17 protein-coding genes are annotated in these 18,915 nt (G+C 72.1%); 10 read left to right on the top strand and 7 right to left on the bottom strand.

Features of this window, described 5'->3' with window-relative positions:
• Positions 1-25: 25 nt before the first annotated feature.
• The 3 genes from GFD30_RS10110 to GFD30_RS10100 form a co-directional block, all read right to left on the bottom strand.
• On the bottom strand, positions 26-820 hold the full coding sequence (locus tag GFD30_RS10110) for an FHA domain-containing protein (RefSeq protein WP_153025052.1): 795 nt from the start codon (positions 818-820) through the stop codon (positions 26-28).
• A gap of 80 nt (positions 821-900) precedes the next feature.
• Positions 901-2,700 (bottom strand): serine/threonine-protein kinase, encoded by a 1,800-nt coding sequence (locus tag GFD30_RS10105; protein ID WP_153025051.1) that lies wholly within the window; start codon positions 2,698-2,700, stop codon positions 901-903.
• A gap of 108 nt (positions 2,701-2,808) precedes the next feature.
• Entirely contained in the window at positions 2,809-3,804 is a 996-nt protein-coding gene (locus GFD30_RS10100; protein ID WP_153025050.1) for a LacI family DNA-binding transcriptional regulator, read from the bottom strand.
• A 140-nt stretch (positions 3,805-3,944) separates the two neighbouring features.
• Here GFD30_RS10100 and GFD30_RS10095 point away from each other — a divergent pair, with 140 nt between their 5' ends.
• Both GFD30_RS10095 and GFD30_RS10090 read left to right on the top strand, forming a co-directional pair.
• Positions 3,945-4,649, top strand: coding sequence for a ThuA domain-containing protein (locus GFD30_RS10095; protein WP_153025049.1), 705 nt, complete (start codon positions 3,945-3,947; stop codon positions 4,647-4,649).
• Positions 4,634-5,734 carry a Gfo/Idh/MocA family protein gene (locus GFD30_RS10090; protein WP_322633131.1) on the top strand — a complete coding sequence of 367 codons (1,101 nt, stop codon included), beginning with the start codon at positions 4,634-4,636 and terminating at the stop codon, positions 5,732-5,734. The genes GFD30_RS10095 and GFD30_RS10090 overlap by 16 nt, the downstream gene beginning before the upstream one ends.
• On the opposite strand, the gene GFD30_RS10085 is transcribed toward GFD30_RS10090, so the two are convergent.
• Positions 5,713-5,868 (bottom strand): hypothetical protein, encoded by a 156-nt coding sequence (locus GFD30_RS10085; protein WP_153025048.1) that lies wholly within the window; start codon positions 5,866-5,868, stop codon positions 5,713-5,715. The two genes, GFD30_RS10090 and GFD30_RS10085, sit on opposite strands and share 22 nt — an antisense overlap.
• A gap of 180 nt (positions 5,869-6,048) precedes the next feature.
• On the opposite strand from GFD30_RS10085, the gene GFD30_RS10080 reads away from it, so the two are divergent.
• Positions 6,049-7,524 (top strand): Hsp70 family protein, encoded by a 1,476-nt coding sequence (locus GFD30_RS10080; protein WP_153025047.1) that lies wholly within the window; start codon positions 6,049-6,051, stop codon positions 7,522-7,524.
• Here GFD30_RS10080 and GFD30_RS26890 read toward each other — a convergent pair.
• A complete protein-coding gene (locus tag GFD30_RS26890; protein WP_322633130.1) occupies positions 7,491-8,699 on the bottom strand; it encodes a nucleoside 2-deoxyribosyltransferase domain-containing protein in 1,209 nt (402 codons plus the stop codon). The two genes, GFD30_RS10080 and GFD30_RS26890, sit on opposite strands and share 34 nt — an antisense overlap.
• Before the next feature lie 134 nt (positions 8,700-8,833).
• Here GFD30_RS26890 and GFD30_RS10070 point away from each other — a divergent pair, with 134 nt between their 5' ends.
• The 4 genes from GFD30_RS10070 to GFD30_RS10055 all read left to right on the top strand — a co-directional run bounded on the left by GFD30_RS10070 (position 8,834) and on the right by GFD30_RS10055 (position 13,074).
• A complete protein-coding gene (locus GFD30_RS10070; RefSeq protein WP_153025046.1) occupies positions 8,834-9,805 on the top strand; it encodes an aldo/keto reductase in 972 nt (323 codons plus the stop codon).
• A 166-nt stretch (positions 9,806-9,971) separates the two neighbouring features.
• Positions 9,972-11,210, top strand: a complete 1,239-nt coding sequence (locus GFD30_RS10065; protein WP_153025045.1) for an endo-1,4-beta-xylanase — start codon at positions 9,972-9,974, stop codon at positions 11,208-11,210.
• Positions 11,211-11,295: 85 nt separating this feature from the next.
• Positions 11,296-12,159 (top strand): hypothetical protein, encoded by an 864-nt coding sequence (locus tag GFD30_RS10060; protein ID WP_153025044.1) that lies wholly within the window; start codon positions 11,296-11,298, stop codon positions 12,157-12,159.
• A gap of 249 nt (positions 12,160-12,408) precedes the next feature.
• On the top strand, positions 12,409-13,074 hold the full coding sequence (locus GFD30_RS10055) for a hypothetical protein (RefSeq protein ID WP_153025043.1): 666 nt from the start codon (positions 12,409-12,411) through the stop codon (positions 13,072-13,074).
• A 198-nt stretch (positions 13,075-13,272) separates the two neighbouring features.
• Here GFD30_RS10055 and GFD30_RS10050 read toward each other — a convergent pair whose 3' ends face one another.
• Entirely contained in the window at positions 13,273-14,742 is a 1,470-nt protein-coding gene (locus GFD30_RS10050) for an MFS transporter (RefSeq protein WP_153025042.1), read from the bottom strand.
• Positions 14,743-14,804: 62 nt separating this feature from the next.
• On the opposite strand from GFD30_RS10050, the gene GFD30_RS10045 reads away from it, so the two are divergent.
• Both GFD30_RS10045 and GFD30_RS10040 read left to right on the top strand, forming a co-directional pair.
• On the top strand, positions 14,805-15,824 hold the full coding sequence (locus GFD30_RS10045; RefSeq protein WP_322633129.1) for a helix-turn-helix transcriptional regulator: 1,020 nt from the start codon (positions 14,805-14,807) through the stop codon (positions 15,822-15,824).
• A 188-nt stretch (positions 15,825-16,012) separates the two neighbouring features.
• Entirely contained in the window at positions 16,013-17,476 is a 1,464-nt protein-coding gene (locus tag GFD30_RS10040; protein ID WP_153025041.1) for an RICIN domain-containing protein, read from the top strand.
• A gap of 148 nt (positions 17,477-17,624) precedes the next feature.
• On the opposite strand, the gene GFD30_RS10035 is transcribed toward GFD30_RS10040, so the two are convergent.
• Positions 17,625-18,203 carry a TetR/AcrR family transcriptional regulator gene (locus GFD30_RS10035; protein ID WP_153025040.1) on the bottom strand — a complete coding sequence of 193 codons (579 nt, stop codon included), beginning with the start codon at positions 18,201-18,203 and terminating at the stop codon, positions 17,625-17,627.
• A gap of 106 nt (positions 18,204-18,309) precedes the next feature.
• On the opposite strand from GFD30_RS10035, the gene GFD30_RS10030 reads away from it, so the two are divergent.
• On the top strand, positions 18,310-18,870 hold the full coding sequence (locus GFD30_RS10030) for a DUF308 domain-containing protein (protein ID WP_153025039.1): 561 nt from the start codon (positions 18,310-18,312) through the stop codon (positions 18,868-18,870).
• The last annotated feature ends 45 nt before the right edge of the window (positions 18,871-18,915 follow it).

Genomic DNA, 18,915 nt, shown 5'->3' with positions numbered 1-18,915 from the left:
GCGCCCGTCTCCCGGCGCGGCCCCTTCAGTCGTCGCCGAGGATCCGCAGGTCCGGCGGGACCAGGGTCCGGGTGTGCAGCAGCTCGGTGATGAGGTTGTGGTTCAGCATGTTCCCGACCGGCTCGCCGACCTCCTCGCGGGTCAGGCCGGGGACCCCGGCGCCGGACAGGCGCTGGCGGACCTTCGCCACCAGGTGCTCGACCCGCTTGGGCCGCCAGTTGCCCTCGAAGCCGAGCTCGCTCAGCTCGGCCGCGACCTGCTTCCACGACACCGGCTGCGGATACGCCTCGTGCAGCAGGTACCGCTGCGCCAGGCACACCAGTGCGAGCCGCTCGTCGGCGTCGAGCCGCCACGGCCGGTCCTTCAGGGTGGCCGCACCGGGCGCGGGCGGCGGGAGCCGGCCGTCGTCGCCGGAGACGTACACCTCGACGAGGTGGCGGCGGCGGGCCGTACCGCTGATGAACACCGGCGTGTAGCCGGTCGGGATCGGGAACGGCTCGTCCTCGGGGAAGAGCGTGCGCGATCCCGGGAGCTGGATCGGCAGGTGACCGGTGTTGGTGAGCCACCAGTGGTCGCCGCGGCGGGCCAGGCGGCCGTGGCTGCGGCTGACGCGGCGGTCGTCCTCGCCGACGCACACGTGCACCTCGGGACGGTTCCGTCCGAAGAGGACGACCCTTTCCTCTTTGGGCCGGAAGCGCACCCCGCCGGAGACGGAGAGCGCGTAGATCGTGCCCGGGGTGGTGTCGGCGACCCCGAACGCGAGGCTCGCGTGGTCGGCCGGCAGGGGCTCCAGGCCCTCGGTCAGGGAGATGTCGGTCATGTCGTCCCTCCGGATCGCTTTCCGGTTCCACCCTGCCATGCGGTTCTCGGGACCACTCCCGAGCCGGCGGGAGGCGCGTTCTATGGCAGCGACGCCGCCGCGGGCTCGGCCATCGCGACGGCCAGCTCGCACATCGACTCCTGCGTGTCCTCGGCCTCGCCGAAGACCATGACGCGGACGTTCTCGGCGACGGTGGTGCCGTCGCCGTCCGGGCTGGGGTACCGGCGGTTGACGACCGTGACGAGGCACGTGCCCTCGCCCCAGTGGTCGCCCTCGACCACGGCCGTCCGGCCGGCGAGTTCGAGCAGGTCGCCGTCGTCGGCCGTCGGCGGGTCGTCGAAGTCGAAGTTGACGCGGAGCTTCCGGTCGCTCGTGGTCGAGTACCACTCGCACCGCCAGGAACCGAAGCCCCGGTACGGCTCGTGGGCGTTGACGCCCGGGAAGCGTTCGAGCGCCGCGTCGTCGAGCAGGCCGCAGGCGTCGAGGCCGAAGGTCGAAGCGGCATCGGGCAGCTCGGGGCGGCGGGGGACCGGGCCGTCGGCGAGGACCGCGAGCGCGCCGTCGGCGGCGGTGTCGGCGATGGCGCACAGGTCGGCGCCGCCGCTCTCGTCCTGGCCTGCGTCCACGGAGATGATGTTCGACCCGTCGGGCAGGATCAGGCTCCGCTCGCACTCCTCGTGGTCGCCTTCGTGGCGGATGAGGCCGATCGGGCCGACCATCGAGGTCTCGCCCTGCTCGGGCTCCTGCTCGCTGGTGTAGAAGTACAGCTCGACGTCGACGTATCCGGTGTCGGTGTCGATGAAGACGTTGCAGTGCTCCCAGCCGCCGTGGTTGGTGTCGACGCGGGTGCTCCCGTATGCGCCGAGCGCGTCGACGTCGAGCAGTGCGCACGGGTCGGCGGTCGCCGGGTCGCCGATGTAGTCCTCGACGACGCCCGTCGGCGGTTCGCCCGGTTCGCCGCCGGACTCGGCCGGCCGCAGCGCGGGCCACACGGCCGCCGCCAGCACGGCCAGCGCCGATGCGGCCGCCGCGGCCCAGATCCACCGGCGCCGCCGGCCCGGGATCCGCGCGGCCCCGGCCTCCGGCTGCCCGGAGATCCGGCCGAGCTCGACCCGCGCCGCACCGATGCCGATGCGCCGCTTCGGGTCCGGTTCGAGGAGTCGGTCGAGGACCGGCTCGAGCGCTCCAGTCCGCTTCGGCTCGACCCGCCGGCCCTGGGCGGTCCGCCACAGCAGCGAGTGCGCGTTCCCCTCCCCGAACGGCGAGGTGCCCTCGACGGCGTGGAACAAGGTGGCGCCCAAGGAGAACACGTCGGCGGCCGCGGTGTACTTGCCGCCGCGCACGACCTCGGGCGCGACGTACCCGGGGGTGCCGGTGACCGCCCCGGTGCCGGTGAGGGTCGGCTCGGCGTGGACCTGGCGGGCGATGCCGAAGTCGGCGAGCTTCGCCTGGCCCTGCTCGGTCACCAGGACGTTGGCGGGCTTGATGTCGCGGTGCAGGATCCCCTTGGCGTGCACCGCTTCCAGACCGCCGGCGAGCTGCGCCCCGTACCGGGCGGCCTCGGCGGCGGACACGGTGCCGATCTCGGCGAGCGAGCGGCCGCCGACGTACTCCATGACGATCCACCAGTCGCCGTCGTCGGGTTCCTGGAACGTGTCGTGGACGGTGACCACGTTGGGGTGGTTCAGGCTCGCGAGGGCCGCCGACTCCTTGCGGACCTTCGCCGCCGCGGCCGCGTCACCGCCGGTCAACGCCCGCTTGAGCGCGACGGCGCGGTCATGCAGCCGCATGTCCGCCGCACGCCACACCTCCCCCTGGCTGCCCGAGCCGAGGCGCGCCTCGAGCCGGTACCGACCGCCCACAACCTGCCCAGTGCGCAATTGGTCGCTCCCACTGAAAACCGAATCGCCCCCGTGTGACTGGCTCTACCCTAATGCACTGGAGCGACATGGTTACTCCCCAAACATGAGCGCAGGGCGAGCGGCTCGTCACGGGCTCCCGGTGGAGCCGCGGACGACGAGCTGGGTCGCCAGCTCCTCCCGGGGGGCGTCCCGCGGCGGGTCGGCCATGATCCGCAGCAGCATCCGCATCGCGGCCTCGCCCATCTCGGCGATCGGCTGGTGCACCGTCGTCAGCGCCGGCCGCAGCCACTGCACCTCGGGCAGGTCGTCGAAGCCGACGACGCTGACGTCCTCGGGGATGCGCAGGCCCAGCGACTCGGCGGCGTCGTACACGCCGGCGGCGATGTTGTCGGTGCACGCGAACAGCGCCGTCGGCCGGTCGGCGCCGCTCAGCAGTTCGGCCGCCGCCTCCGCCGCGCCGCTCTCGGTCCATTCGACGTGCCGCACCCGGACCGGTCTCGTTCCCGCCTGGGTTGCGGCCGAGCGGAACCCGTCGATGCGGGCCTGGCTGTACAGCGCCCCGCGATCGCCGCCGAGGACCGCGAGCCGGTCGTGGCCGAGTTCGATGAGGTGCTCGGCGGCGGCGCGCCCGCCGGCCCAGTTCGCGGCGCCCACGCTCGCCACGGTGCTCGGCGGCTGCGTCACCGGGTCGAGCAGGACGACCGGGACCTGCGCGGCGGCCAGCGTGGCGAGCTGCTCGGCGGTGACGTCGACCAGCGCGAGCACCGCGCCGCGCAGGTTCCGCTCCAGCAGCCGGGTCAGCCAGGCGCCGTCCCCGCGCGCCACCGAGACCACGAGGTCGACCCCGGCCGCCGTCGCGGCCCGCTCGACGCCGCTGAGCGCCCGGTTCGCCCACGTCCCTTCGACACCGCTCAAGACCAGGTCCACAAGCGAGGGACGGTCGATGCGCGGCACCGCGCCGCGTCCCGAGCGCCCGCGGTAGCCCAGCTCGGCCACGGCCCGCATCACGCGGGCCCGGGTCTCGGCGGAGACGTCCGAGCGTCCGCTGAGGACCTTCGAAGCGGTCGGCACCGTCGTGCCGGCCGCCTCGGCCACATCGGCGAGAGTCGTCCGTCGCTTCATGCCGAGAGCATACCGACCGGCCTGAAATTTGCGCAACATCTGACGGCGGATTGGCGGTGGCTATCGCGCGAAACTCTTGCAATAATGAACGCCAGGCGCCGGACCGGCGTTGAAGTTGCGCAACTTTTGGGAGCTGTCGCATGTCATCAGGCACCAAGCGCGCGCTCGTCGTGCGCGGCGGATGGGACGGGCACCAGCCCGTCGAGGCCACCGACTCGTTCCTGCCGTTCCTCACCGAGCACGGCTACGAGATCCGCGTCGAGGACACCACCGCCGTCTACGCCGACGCCGACTACATGGCGACGGCCGACGTCATCGTCCAGACCAACACCATGAACAAGATCGACGACGACGAGCTCCGCGGCCTCATCGCCGCCGTCGAGAACGGCGCCGGCATGGCCGGCTGGCACGGCGGCATCGCCGACTCCTACCGCAACAGCTCCGACTACCTCCAGTTCATCGGCGGCCAGTTCGCGACCCACCCCACCCGCGCCCCGCGCGAGGAGCTCAAGGGTGAGGCCGCCGACTGCTTCACGCACTACACGGTCAACATCGTGCCCGAACAGGCCGACCACCCGATCGTCAAGGGCATCAAGGACTTCGACCTCCACACCGAGCAGTACTGGGTCCTCTCGGACGAGTACAACGACGTCCTCGCCACCACCACGATCCCCGTCACCGCGTACCACCCGTGGCACCGGCCGGTCACCTGCCCGGCCGTCTGGACCCGCCTCTGGGGCCGGGGCCGCATCTTCGTGGCCACCCCCGGCCACGACATGGGCGTCCTCGCCGACGCGAACGTCCGCACCATCATCGAGAGGGGCATCCTGTGGGCCAGCCGCTGAAGATCGGCATCATCGGCGTCGGAGCGATCTCCGGCCAGTACCTGAGCGCCTTCGAACGGCTCGACGCCGTCCGGCTCACCGCCGTCGCCGACCTCGACGCCGAACGGGCGCAAGCCGTCGCGGCCGCCCAGGGCGTCCGCGCGCTGACCGTCGACGAGCTCCTCTCGGACGTCGACGTGGACGCCGTCCTCAACCTCACCATCCCCGCCGCGCACGCCGACATCGCGCTGAAGGCCATCGCCAACGGCAAGGACGTCTACGGCGAGAAGCCGCTCGCGGCCACCACCGCCGAAGCCGCGTCGATCCTGGAGGCGGCCCGCGCCGCCGGCGTCCGCGTCGGCTGCGCGCCCGACACCGTCCTCGGCACCGGCATCCAAACCGCCCGCAAGGCCATCGACGACGGCCTCATCGGCACCCCCGTCGCCGCCACCGCGACGATGATGACGCCGGGCCACGAGCGCTGGCACCCCAACCCCGACTTCTACTACCAGCCGGGCGGCGGACCCCTGCTCGACATGGGCCCGTACTACGTGAGCGCGCTCGTGACCCTCCTCGGCCCGGTCGCCTCGGTCATCGGCGCGGCGAGCCGCACCCGCGACACGCGCGTCATCGGCTCCGGCCCCCGGGCGGGCGAGACCGTCCCGGTCGCGATCGACACCCACGTCACCGGTGTCCTCCAGCACGAGTCCGGCGCCCTCTCCACCATGGTCATGAGCTTCGACTCGGTCGCCACCCGCGCCGCGAACATCGAGATCCACGGCCACACCGGCTCACTCGTCGTCCCCGACCCCAACCACTTCGACGGCGACGTCCTGCTCCACCCGCTCGACGGCGGATGGCAGACCCTCCCGGTCTCGGCCGGCTACCGCGACGCCGCCCGCGGCTACGGCCTGGCCGACATGGCGGCCACTCCCGCGGGACGCGCCTTCCGCGCCAGCGGCGAGCTCGCCTACCACGTGCTCGAGACCATGACCGCCCTCCTCGACTCCGCCGCCCAGGGCACCGCGATCCCGGTCGCCGGCTCCTGCCCCCGCCCCGAACCCGTGCCCCTCCAAGACGCGCCTCAGATCGGCACGCCCTCGTAGAAGCGGCCGTGCGGAGAAGTGAACGCCACCGGGACGCCGTCGACCGCGAGCAGGAACGGCCGACGGTCCCAGGCGGCCGCCCAGGTGCGGAAGACGGCGCGGTGGACCCCGCGCAGACTCGGTCGAATGGCCACCGCCCATTGTCGACACACCTCGAATGCGTCCCGCTCCGCGAATCCGGCGTGAGCGAAATTGTCGGACCGTGGGTGACCGGAGAGGGACGCAAAGCGACCGGATCGGCTATATGAGCAGGTAATGGGGATTGAGTGCAAGGTAGATCAAAGGCGGTCTATCCGGGTTCATAGACTCGGTTCATGCAGCACACCCCGGTAGCGACCGCGATCGGCGTCGAGCTCGGGAGCTCGAGCGTCACGCTGTCGATTCGACGCGGCGACCAGGAATCCGAGATCCGTTGCCTCGACGGCGAAGCCACGTTGGAGGCCGTCCTCGACCGCGTGCGCGCCGCGCGCGACGAGGCCGGGGGAGCGGTCCCGGTCGGGTTCGCCGTGCCCGCATCGTGGGGCCCGGCGCGTCGGCAGGAGCTCGCCTACCTGGCCGGCGAGGCCGGGCTCGGCGAGGTCGAGATCATGGCCGCGCCCGAAGCCGCCGCGATCTGCTACACGGAAGGGCTCGGGCGCGAACTCGCACCGGGCGCCGGCCTGGCCGTCTGCGACCTCGGCGCCCGCACGTTCGACGTGTCGGTCCTGGTCCGCGGCGAGGAGGAGTTCCAGCACCGCGCCTCCGCGAGCACCGCCGAAGTCGGCGGCCGCGAGTTCGACCAGCTCCTCTTCGCGTACCTCTCCGGACGCTACCGCGACACCGACCCCGAGTTCTGGGACAAGGTCGACGCCCCCGCGAACGCCGAGGAGGAGGCGCTCCGCACCGCCCTGCTCGGCGAGATCCGAGCCGCCCGCGAACTGATCTCCAAGCGCCCCAGGGCAGGCGTACCGCTCCCGGTCGGCGAGCGCGACCTGCACCTGACCCGCGACGAGGTCGAGTCGTGCATCCGCCAGCTCGTCGACCAGGCCGCCGACCTCGTCGTCGGCGCCATCGCCGAAGCCGGCGCCGCCGTCACCGGCCTCATCCTCGTCGGCGGCGCCAGCCGGACCCCGCTGCTCGCGGCCGTGCTCGCCGAGCGGACCGGCCTCGAACCGGCCGTCCCCGCCTTCCCCGAGGCCGCCCTCGCCGACGGCGCCCGGATCGTCGCGCTCGCCAACGCCCCGGCCGTCGAGGCCGACGGACGACCGCGCCGCAAGGCGGCCCGCCGCATCGGCGTCCTCGCAGCCGTCCTGCTGCCCCTGGTCGCCGCGGGCGCCGTGTTCGGCAACCAGCTCGGCGGCGACGACCGGCCCGAAGCGAGCGCCTCGACCTCCCCTGAACCGTCCCCGACCCCGGCGACCAGCGACACCGCGTCCTCGACCGACGAAGCCGGCGGCTCCGGCGTCGGCGGCCAAGAGGCCCCCGGATCGCCCCAGGCCGTGGCCTCTGACGAAGAGGAGGACGAGGCCACCGCGAGCGAGACGGCCGACGACAGCCCCGAGGAGAGCGCCACCGCCGGCACCGTCCCAGAGGTCACCGGCATGACCGCGAACGCCGCCGAGGACGCCCTGAACGGGGCCGGATTCACCGAAGTGGCGCGCGAAGGCGAGCAGGAGGGCCTCTTCGGGCCCTGGTACGACGACTGCGAGGTGATCGAGCAGGAACCGGCCGCGGGGGAGCAGCACGCGCTGGGCGACCCGATCACGATCACCTACTCCTACAGCGGCTCCGACCCGAGCGTCTGCGACTGACGGCGCTCGGCCGGCCCGTCGAGGACCTGAGCGATCATCCCGAGCGTCGCCCAGTCCACGAGGGACCGCCTCCGGATCTCCCCGTAGGTCGCGATCTCGATCCACGTGCGCTCCGAGTCGCCCTCGCCGTGCGGGACGCCCTGCCTGTCGCGGAGCCACCCGAGTTCGGCGTCGGTGATCTCGGCGGCGAACAGGTGCGCGCGATGCGCCGCCACCGTCGCCGCGACCTGCCGGGACCCGATGGGCCGCAAGCGGTCGGCGGCCAGCGTCAGCCCGGTCTCCTCCTGGACCTCCTCCAGCGCCTGCACCGCCGGGTCGGGCTGCTCGCGACTGCTGCCGCCCGGGAGCTCGTGCACGAACCCGTCCGGAGTCGAAGCGGGCGAACGGAACTCGCGCACCAGCACGACCACCGTCTCGTCCACCGCGGCTCCGGGCCGGTAGAGCAGCACCTGCGCCGTGTCCGGACGCGAGATCACGACCTCGTTCGTCTTGACGCGGTCCTCCGCGGTCACGCGGACCTGGACGTGCGCGGCCCAGTACATCACCGCCTCGCGGTCGCGCCCCACCCGGAACGTCCACTCCAGACGGACGCCTTCGAGGACGTTGCCCACCGCCCGCTGTGCGCCGTACCAGTTCTGGAAGCTGTCCGTGCGCCACACCAGCAGCGGCACCGACCGCTCCCCGCCCTCGCGCCGCGACCCGGCCCCGATGATGTCCAGGGCGGCCGCCGCGGCGGCGTCGAGCCGGTCCGCGACCGGCACCCCGCTCGCCTCGGCGAGGTGCAGCAGGTACTCGTTCTTCGGCGCCGACGCGGGCGCCCCGAAGACGACCTTCCCGGAGTCGTACCAGGCACCCCACTCGATGTTGGTCGTGAACGCGGGCATGGTCTCCAGGTCCCGCGGCACCCAGAACAGGATCACGTCGGCGTCGTGCAGCCCGCGGTGCTCCCACTCGACCTGGCCGGTGTAGTCGGCGAGCACGCCCTCGCGCAGCTCCGGCGTGAACACCACCAGCCGCCCGTCATGGCGCCACCGCTCCCGCAGGTGCCCGATCGCCTCCGGGTTCCAGGAAGGCACGTCGGCCGAGCGCGGCAGCGGCCCGGCGAGGAACACCGCCGCGTCCCACCACGGCGGCGGCGTCTCATTGGCGTGCACGACGACGACCTCGGATGCCACCGGGACTCCCCTCAACGCGTTGGGCCGACCCAGTCTACGGCAGCGCCGCAGGTGCGGCCCCTCCTCGAACGCGAGCCCTGAAAGGGCTTTCCCGCCGGGTCTAGGATGGGTCCCGTCGACCATTTGGAGGAGCCATGGAATACACCCAGCTCGGCCGCGCGGGCGTGAAGGTCTCGCGGATCGTCCTCGGCACCATGAACTTCGGTCCCGAGACCGAGGAAGCCGACGCGCACCGGATCATGGACCGGGCACTCGAACTCGGCGTCAACTTCTTCGACACCGCGAACGTGTACGGCCGGGCGCGCAAGGGCTGGACCGAGGAGATCATCGGCCGCTGGTTCGCGTCCCGCCCCGAGGCCCGCGACCGGATCGTGCTCGCCACCAAGGTCTACGGCGCGATGGGCGAGGGCCCCAACGACCGCGGCCTGTCGGCCTACAGCATCCGCGCCCAGGTCGAGGCGTCCCTGCGGCGGCTCCAGACCGACCGGATCGACCTCTACCAGTTCCACCACGTCGACCGCTCGGTCCGCTGGGAGGAGATCTGGGAGGCCGTCGAGGTCCTGGTGGCCCAGGGCAAGGTCGTCTACTCCGGCTCGTCGAACTTCGCGGGCTGGATGATCGCCCAGGCGAACGAGCAGGCCGCCAAGCGCGGCGGTCTCGGCCTCGTCTCGGAGCAGTCGATCTACAGCCTCGTGAACCGCACCATCGAACTCGAGGTCATCCCCGCCTCCCAGCAGTACGGCCTCGGCGTCATCCCCTGGTCCCCGCTCGCGGGCGGGCTCCTCGGCGGCGTCCTCGCCAAGACCGCCGAGAGCGGCCGCCGCGCCGGCGAGCACGTCGCCGCCGCCGTCGAGAAGCACCGCCCGGCCCTGGAGCGCTACGAGGCGCTGGCGGCCGAGAAGGGCATCGCCCCCGCGGTCCTCGGCCTCGCCTGGGTGCTGAGCCGGCCGGGCGTCACCGGCCCGATCATCGGCCCCCGGACGGTGGAGCAGCTCGAGGACGCGGTGGCCGCGCTCGACGCGGACCTCGACGAGAAGGACCTCGCGACCCTGGACGAGCTCTTCCCCGGCCCCGGCGGCGCCGCCCCGGAGGCGTACGCCTGGTAGTCCGCGAATCCTGAACCGCGCCGCCCTGCGCCGAACGGCGCAGGGCGGTCGTCGTATCCCTCGACCTGGAACCCGTCTCTTGAGCCGGGCCTTATCTCTTGACCTGCGGCCGTCGGGATGCTGGAATACATGTCGGACTGAAACTTCCATGGAAAGTAGCCCTGACATGTCTGAAACTTCCGGTCGGATCAAGCAGCACCGCACCGCCGAGGCGACCGTGGAGCTCACCCTCGACGGCGAGCCCCTCGCCGGGCGCGAAGTGGTCGTGGAGCAGACGCGGCACCGGTTCCTGTTCGGATGCACCGGCTTCGAGGTCATCGACCACGCCAACGGGACCGACGCCGACCCCGAGCGCGCCGCCCGCAACGCCGAGCTGTGGGAGGGCCTGTTCAACTTCGCGACCCTCCCGTTCTACTGGGGCCGTTTCGAGCCCGAGCGCGGCAACCCCGACACCGAGCGCCTGCTCAAGGCCGCGCAGTGGTTCGTCGACCGCGGCCACCCCGTCAAGGGCCACCCGCTCGCCTGGCACACCGTGACCGCCGACTGGCTGCTCGACCTCGACAACGAGGAGATCGCCCGCGTCCAGGTCGAGCGCATCAAGCGCGAGGTCGCCCAGTTCGCGGGCGTCATCGACATGTGGGACGTCATCAACGAGGTCGTCATCATGCCGATCTTCGACAAGTACGACAACGGCATCACCCGCCTGTGCCGCGACATCGGCCGCATCCCCATGGTGCGCATGGTCTTCGACGCCGCGCGCGAGGCCGGCCCGAACGCCGTGCTGCTGCTCAACGACTTCGACATGTCCGCGGCCTACGAGTGCCTCATCGAAGGCGTCCTCGAAGCCGGGATCAAGATCGACGTACTGGGCCTGCAGAGCCACATGCACCAGGGCTACTGGGGCGAGGAGAAGACCGAGGCGATCCTCGACCGATTCTCGCGCTACGGCCTCCCGATCCACTTCACCGAGACCACGATCCTCTCCGGGAGCATCATGCCGCCCGAGATCGTCGACCTCAACGACTACCAGGTCGACTCCTGGCCCTCCACCCCCGAAGGCGAAGCGCGCCAGGCCGACGAGATCGAACGCCACTACAAGACCCTGCTCGCCCACCCCTCGGTCGAGGCGGTGACCTACTGGGGCATGAACGACGCGGGCATGTGGCTCGGCGCCCCCGGCGGCTTCGTGCGCGCCGACGGCACCCCGAAGCCCTCCTACGACCGCCTCCACCACCTCGTCAACAACGAATGGGGCACGCCGCCGACCACGATGGCCACCGACGCCGAAGGCCGGCTCCGCTTCAACGGCTTCCTCGGCGACTACCGCATCACCTACCAGGACCGCCGCGCCGACCTCGTCCTCGCCGAACCGGGCGAATCGCACCTCTCGGCGGCCCTCGCCTAGCGCCTGGGCGCGGCTTCGTACACTCGGCGGGTTCCGCCCGATCCGCCGTCGACGTGTTCGACCGCGCCCAGACCCGAGGACCCCGATGCCCCGACCAGTGCCCGGCCCCGGGGCGCTCGTTTCGTACATCCAGACCGGCGCCCGCGAGGCCCGCATCGCCTACCGGGAACTGCCCGACCAGGAGCGCCGCGCCTACCGCGACACGGTGAACCGCGTCTACGACACCGCGTTCGCCCACCACTTCGGCGCGCACCCCTCGAGCGAGGCCGTCCACGACCTCGCCGAACGGGTGGCGGAGCGGCACCCGCAGTACGCCGGAGGGGTGCGGCGGGTGCTGCGCTCGACCGTGAAAGGGGTCGCGGGCGGCGGGATGAACCCGCGGCAGGTCCTCACCGCGCAGCACCTGGTCATCCGGGAGATCGCCAAGCTGCACCCGGGCTTTCGCGGGCGGGCCGACCGGATCGTCGAGGCGGCGTCGCGGACGCCGGCGGCGGTCGGCTCCCGCCCGGTCGAGGACCTGGCCGCGGACCTGGCGTTCACCGGCACCGACGACGGCTCGACGGCGACGGTGACGATCGGCCTCGACGGGCGGCTGCACGCCCTCGAACTGCTGCGCGGCGTGGAGCGCATGGGCGGCAGGACGATCGGCGCGGCCGTCGTCCGCGCCTGGGTGGCCGCCGAGAAGCAGCGATGGGCCCGCGCGAAGGAACTGCGCCTGCACGACGCCTTCCCCGAGATCGGCTCCGGCAAGGGCGGGGGCGACTCGTTCCGGTGCGAGGCGTACTCGGCCAGCGGACTCTGCCGCGCGACCGTGGACCGCTACGGGCGCCTGCGCGCCCTCACCTTCATGCGCACCGCGCTCTTCGCCGAGCACGGGCGGTACGGCCTCGCCGACGAGATCCGCGAGGCGGTCCACGGCGCACAGGACCGCCTGAACGCCTCCTGGTAAGAGGACCGATCGTCGACATCGGATAGCGGAATGCGCTGTCGGAAATGACAAAACTGGCATTCCCGGCCGCCGCCGGAACGTGCGCCGCATTCTGAGCGCGCGCGAGCCTGCGTCCGCGCGCCCCGAAGCTACCGGATTGTGGCGCACGGGCATTGGTTTTCATGCGGATTCACCGATTCGGAGACATGGAGCCGGTTCGTGAATAACCTCAAACCGTCATATTGGCTACTCCATTGGAGGTAGACGTCGATGCAGACGTCAAAGAAGAAGCGAGCAAAGGTCGTGCGGCGCGTCGCGACGGGAGCGATCGCGGCGTCGGCCGTGGGTGTGGCGGTCGCGGGGGTCGCCGTAGCCGCGCGGAGGACCGAGCAGGTCGTCCCGAAGCTTCCGGCGCCTGGCGCGACCTACGAGGTGGATCTCACCTCGAAGGGAATCGAGCTGGTCTTCGCGGGCCAGAAGGTCAACACCGGCCCGCTCAAGGGCAAGGCCACCTTCGAGATCGAGTCGAGCAAGGGCGACCCCTCGGCGGTCCAGACGAGGATCACCGAGTTCTACCTGACGTCGCCGGCGAAGCAGGGCGGCGTCACGATCGCCATCGAGCCCGGCCGCCACAACCGGGAGCGGTCGATCCTGCGGCACGACAAGTCGGAGTCGCCGAAGTTCAACCACACCCTCAAGGCCGCGCTCACCATCACGGTCCGGTATCCCGAGGTCCTGGGTCTGCCGGCCGACACGGAGGAGCCGCTGTCGCTGACGGCGAGGAGCGCGGCCACGCTCGTGGCGAAGCTGAACGGGTTCCCGCCGAAGGGCGCCCGCTACAAGCTCAAGGAGGAGACCCCGCTGTCGCTGCCGGGACAACCCCAGAGCGACGTGGCGACGATCCTGAAGTTCCCCGTGAGGCTGGAGGGCCTTTAGGCCGTTTCAGGAGCATTGAAGGCCTCCGGCCGGATCCGGCCGGAGGCCTCATGCTGTGCTCGTCAGCTCGTCAGCTCGTCAGCTCGTCAGCTCGCGACCTGCGCCGTGAGCGGGCGGACCTTCGCTACTCCGGCCTCGCTCGACTCAAGCGACGGGGCCGCCCAGCCGGCCGATCGCGCCCGAGCATCCCGCTTCCCGTCAGTGGTCGGCCTGCGCGTCGGCGCGTTTCGGCAGCAGGAGCATGAGGGCCGCGGCGAGGACGTAGCAGGCGGCCTGCCAGGGCAGGATCGTCACGAGCGCCCGGCCGTACCCGTCGAGGGGGCCGGCCGCGCCGCCTTCCAGCGCTCCGAAGAACACCGCGCCCAGCACGGCGACGCCGGCGGCGCCGCCGACCTGGGTGACGGTGGTCAGGACCGCCCCGGCCGAGCCCGCGTCCTCGCCGGGGACTCCGGCCAGGATGACGTTGATCAGCGACGGCGCGGTCAGCCCGAGACCGAGCCCGCCGACGAAGAGCGGCAGCGCGAGGAGCCAGTAGCCGGGATCCGCGTCCTCGCGGACGAGGACCAGCAGGAGCAGTTGCGAGGCGGCGAGCACGAGCGAGCCGCCGATGAGCAGGGCCCGGCCGATCCGGGCGGCGAACTGGACGCCGATTCCCGAGGTGATCAGGGCGCCGATCGCATACGGCAGGATCACGAGGCCCGTCTCGAGCGCAGTGCGGCCGGTGCCGAACTGCAGATACATCGCGAACAGGAAGAAGAACGCGCCGATCGATCCGAAGAACAGCGCCGACGCGGCGAGGCCGCCGGAGAACGCCCGGACCCGCAGCAGCGCCGGATCGAAGACCGGCCGGTCCCCGCGGGCGGCGACGCGGCGCTCCCACACGAGCACCGCCGCCCCGAGGGCGGCGCCGGCGCCGATCATGGCGAAGCTCCACCAGGGCCAGTTCCATTCCCGCCCTTGGATTAGCGGCAGCAGGACCAGCGCCGTGGCCGCGGCGCCGGCGAGGGCCCCGGGCAGATCGAGTCGCATGCGCGCGTCCGAACGCGAATCCGGAAGGTACTTGGCGCCGAGCGCGAGGCCGACGGCCGCGACGGGGACGTTGATCCAGAAGACGGCGCGCCAGCCGAGGCCGAACAGGTCCGCGTCGACGAGCAGGCCGCCGAGCAGCGGACCGGCGACGGACGCGAGGCTGAGCACCGCGCCGTAGGCGCCGAACGCCTTCGCCCGCGCGCCCGGCGCGAGCGAGGACCGGATGATGCCGAACACCTGCGGCACCATCAGCCCGGCGGCCAGGCCCTGCAGGACGCGGGTGGCGATGAGCACGGCCGGGGTGGCGGCCAGAGCGCACAGGATCGAGGCGGTCGCGAAGCCCGCCAGGCCGAGCAGGAAGACCCGCCGCCTGCCGAACTGGTCGCCGACCCGGCCGCCGGTGATGAGCGCGGCGCCCATCGCGAGGGTGTAGCCGGCGACCGTCCACTGGAGCGCGGACTCGCTCGCGCCGAGGTCGCGCATGACGTCGGGTGCGGCGACGCTGACGATGGTCGCGTCGAGGAGGTCCATGAAGTCGGCGACGAGCACGACGAGGACGGCGATCGCGGCCGCGCGGCCGCCGATCACTTGCGGGGGAGTACTGGTCGGACGGTGGCCCGACGGTGCGGTGGTGGTCATGCGGGGAAGCGTGCCCGGCTCAGCGGACAGGACCGGTCCGCCTTTGCTGCCACAATCGACCGGTGACGGACACCGCGGCGCGACTCCTCCTGCTCCTCTCCCTGCTGCAGTCCCGGCCCGAATGGCCCGGACCCGACCTGGCCGGGCGGCTCGGCGTCAGCGGGCGCACCGTCCGCCGCGACGTCGACCGGCTGCGCGCGCTCGGCTACCCCGTCGACGCCACGAAAGGGCGCGGCGCGGTCTACCGCCTCGGCGCCGGGACCGAGCCGCCGCCGCTCCTGTTCGACGGCGAGCAGGCCGTGGCCGTCGCACTCGCGCTGCAGCTCGCCCCGCAGACCGTCACCGGCAGCGCCGAGGCCGCGGCCCGGGCGCTGACCACGATCCGGCAGGTCATGCCGGCCCGGCTGCGCCACAAGATCGACACCATGCAGGTCACGACCGTCGCGAACTCCTGGGAGTTCCTCGCCCGGCCCGTCGACGCGGCCGTGCTCGATGCCGTGAGCGACGCCGTCCGCCGACGGGAGGTCATCCGGTTCGACTACCACGGTGACAACAGCCTCGACCGCCGCTCCGACCGCCGCGCAGGGGAAGCGGAGGCATGGTCGCCGCCGCTGCGGGTCGAGCCGCACCGCCTGCTCGTCTGGAGCGGCCGGTGGTACCTCGTGGCCTGGGATCTGGACGGCGGCGCGTGGCGGACCTTCCGCGTGGACCGCATCGCCCCCAAGATGCGGACGGGCCTTCGCTTCACGCCGCGCGCCCTGCCCGCGGCGGACATCGCCGAGTACGTCCGCTGCCAGGTCGACCGGGGCGACACGGCCGACGACTGGGCCTGCTACGGGGAGGCGATCCTGGAGACGCCGGCGTCCCTGGTCGCCCGCTGGGCGCCCGGCGGCGCCATCGTCGAGGACCTCGGCCCCAACCGGTGTCGGCTCACGATGGGGGCGTGGTCGTGGATCGGGCTGGCCGCGCTGTTCGGCACCTTCGAAGCGGACTTCGAAGTGGTCGGCCCGCCCGAACTCCTCGACGCGTGCGCGGCCTTGGCACGCCGGTACGCCGCGGTCCGGGACCGCCCCGACGACTGACGCCGGGCCCGCCCCCCGCGGACCGACGGCGCCTCGCGCCCCGCCCGGCAAGTTCGGAGAGGAGTCCCATCAAATTGATGCCCGTCAATGCTTGACCCGGCCTTGAGAGCGATGTCATAATTCGGACGGATGTTAGCGCGCACATTCACTTCCACCCCTTGCAAAAGACCAAGAGAATGGCCGTCCACATGAACGCATCTGCTCCTCCCGGTCGCCGCCTCCGCCGCCTCCTGCTCGGCGTCCTGACCGCCCTGGCCCTCGTGCCGACCGCAGTCCTCGGCACCGCCTCGCCCGCCACCGCCGCCACGGACCAGTTCCGCGGATTCAACTGGGCGGTGCTGGGCGACAACTTCGTCGAAGGCCCGCTCGTCCTCGACAGGCTCAGCCAGTCCGACAGCTACGACACCGTCCGCGCCAAGGCCGACGCGATCTACGCCGACATGGCCTCGACCATGGGCGCCAACACCGTGCGCCTCCCCGTCAACACGCACACCGTCGGCACGACCTGGTGGAACGCCTACCGCGGCACCATCGACGCCGCCACCGCGCGCGGCTTCAAGGTCATCCTCGCCTACTGGGAGGACGGCGCGGCCTCCGGCGGCCGCATCACGAACATGAACGCCTTCAACAGCATGTGGAACACCGTCACCTCCCAGTACGGGTCCAACAGCCTCGTCTACTTCGAGCCGATGAACGAGCCGCACGGCTACAGCGCGACCGAGTGGACGAACGTCGCCGCCGCCTGGGTCAGCGCCCGCCCCTCGATCCCGAAGGGCCGCATCCTCATCGGCGGCACCGGCTTCAGCCAGGACGTCAAGCCCGTCTGCGCCGACTCCCGCCTGGCCGGCACGCTCCTGTCCTACCACCACTATGCGTTCTTCTACGGCACCAAGGACTACGCCGGGTGGGTGCAGAGCTTCCGCGACGGCCTCGGCTCCTGCGCCTCCCGTGCGGTCCTCACCGAGTTCGGCGCGCCCATGAACAACGGCCTCGACTACGCCAACGCCTCCAGCACCGACAACTTCGTCCGGTACATCCGCGCCGTCACCGACACCGCGCGCGAGCTCGACATGGGCTCGACCTACTGGCCCGCGCTGGGCGGCAAGACCGGCTCCATCGGCTACGACTGGTACTCGATGTTCGCCGTCAGCGGCAGCGGCACCGACCTGAACCTGACCATCCGCAACCCCTCAGGGGCCGACCGGATCCGCCACGGCTGGGGTGACGACGTCGGCGTCCCCCAGGCGAGCGACATCGTCAGCCGCGTCTCCGGCAAGTGCGTCGACGTGGTCAGCGGCTCGACCGTCGACGGCGCCGAGATCATCCAGTACACCTGCCACGGCGGCGCCAACCAGCAGTGGGAACTGCGCGCCGTCAGCGGCGGGTATGTCCAGATCGTCTCCCGCGCCTCCGGCAAGTGCATCGACATCAGCGGCGCCTCGACGGCCAACAACGCCAGGGCGATCCAGTGGACGTGCGGCAGCGGCACCAACCAGCAGTGGCTGGTCCGCGACGCCGGCGGCGGCTACGTCGAGTTCGTCGCCCGCCACTCCGGCAAGTGCCTCGACGTGATCAGCTCCGGCACCGCCAACGGCGTACGACTCCAGCAGTACGACTGCACTGGCGGCACCAACCAGCACTGGACCCTGTAGCCGCACGGACCGGCCCCGGCACCAGTGCCGGGGCCGGTGACTTCTGCCGAGCGGATCACGGCCCTCGGTCGAGGCGACAGCGGGCACCCGCCCGTGAACGCGGTCAGGTGACGGTCCCGCCGGGTGCAAGGAATGCGGGGCGCGGGCGTCAGACCCGGTCCGCGGCGCCGATGACGGCCATGCCGCTGCGCAGGAACGAAGCGGCGACCGCCTCCGGCTCGTCGAGGTAGCCGGCGACCATGGCGCCGTCGCGCAGCAGCATCAGGTCGTCCGCCACGGCGCCGGGGTCCGCCGGTCGCAGGGGGGCGACCAGTTCGGCGAAGGTCCGCTTGCACCACCGCCGGTGCTCGTCGACGGCCTTGCGCACCGGGCTCTCCGGATCGGGGTACTCGGCCGCGGCGTTGATGAACGGGCACCCGCGGAAGCCCGGCTCGCAGGCGATGACCCCCAGCGCCTCGGCGATCAGCCGCAGGACGCTCTCGGGGTCGCCCCCGCCGTGCGCGATCGCCGCGCCGATGCCCTCGCGCTCCAAGGCGGCGCGACGCTCGAGGTACGCCACGACGAGGTCGTCCTTGCTCTTGAAGTGGCGGTAGAAGGTCACCTTCGTCGTCGCCGCGGCCTCGATGACCTTGTCGACGCTCACCGCGCGCAGCCCGGAGGCGTAGAACAGCTGCATGGCGGCCTCAACCAGCCGGTCGCGCATCGAGGTCTTCACGGTCGTGATCATACGTGCCCCCGCCCCCGCCTCCCTCGCTCCGGACCGTCGTGCGTATCATCCCTCAAGTAGAATGACTAGTCACTCTACATCGATTCACCAGCGAAAGAGGACTCCCATGACCACCGACCTCGGCACCCGGCCCGCCGGCCTCGCCATGTCACTGCGGAACCTGTACTACGTCAGGTTCGGCTTCGCCGCCGCCTGGGCGGCCCTGGTCGTCGCCACCGGGGCGACGCTCGGCCCGGCGGCCACCGCGCTGCTGATCCTCTACCCGCTCTTCGACGTCGCCGCCGCGGTCGTCGACTTCCGGGCGTCGACCGAGAACCGCGCCGCACTCGCCGTCAACATGGCGTTGAGCCTGCTCGCCGCGACCGGGCTCGCATTCGCCGCCGCCTCGGGCCTCCCCGCCGTGCTCCGCGTCTGGGGCGCCTGGGCGATCACCGCAGGGATCGTGCAGCTCATCGTCGCGATCCGCCGCCGCAGGCTCGGCGGCCAGTGGCCGCAGATCCTCAGCGGCGCCCTCTCCACGATCGCCGGCACCGGATTCCTCCTCCAAGCCGGCACGGACGCGGCCTCCCTGACCGGCCCGGCCGGGTACGCGACCCTCGGCGGCCTCTTCTTCCTCGCCTCCGCCATCCGACTCCACCGGGCGTCCACGCGGGACGACCGGACCTGACCCGGCCCGAACCCGGCCCCGCTCGCCCGCCGGAGCGGCCGGCCC

The sequence above is a fragment of the Glycomyces albidus genome, assembly GCF_009451885.1.
GTDB classification, from domain to species: domain Bacteria; phylum Actinomycetota; class Actinomycetes; order Mycobacteriales; family Micromonosporaceae; genus Glycomyces; species Glycomyces albidus.
Note: the sequence above shows the minus strand (reverse complement) of the source record. Positions and strands in the feature narration are given on the sequence as shown.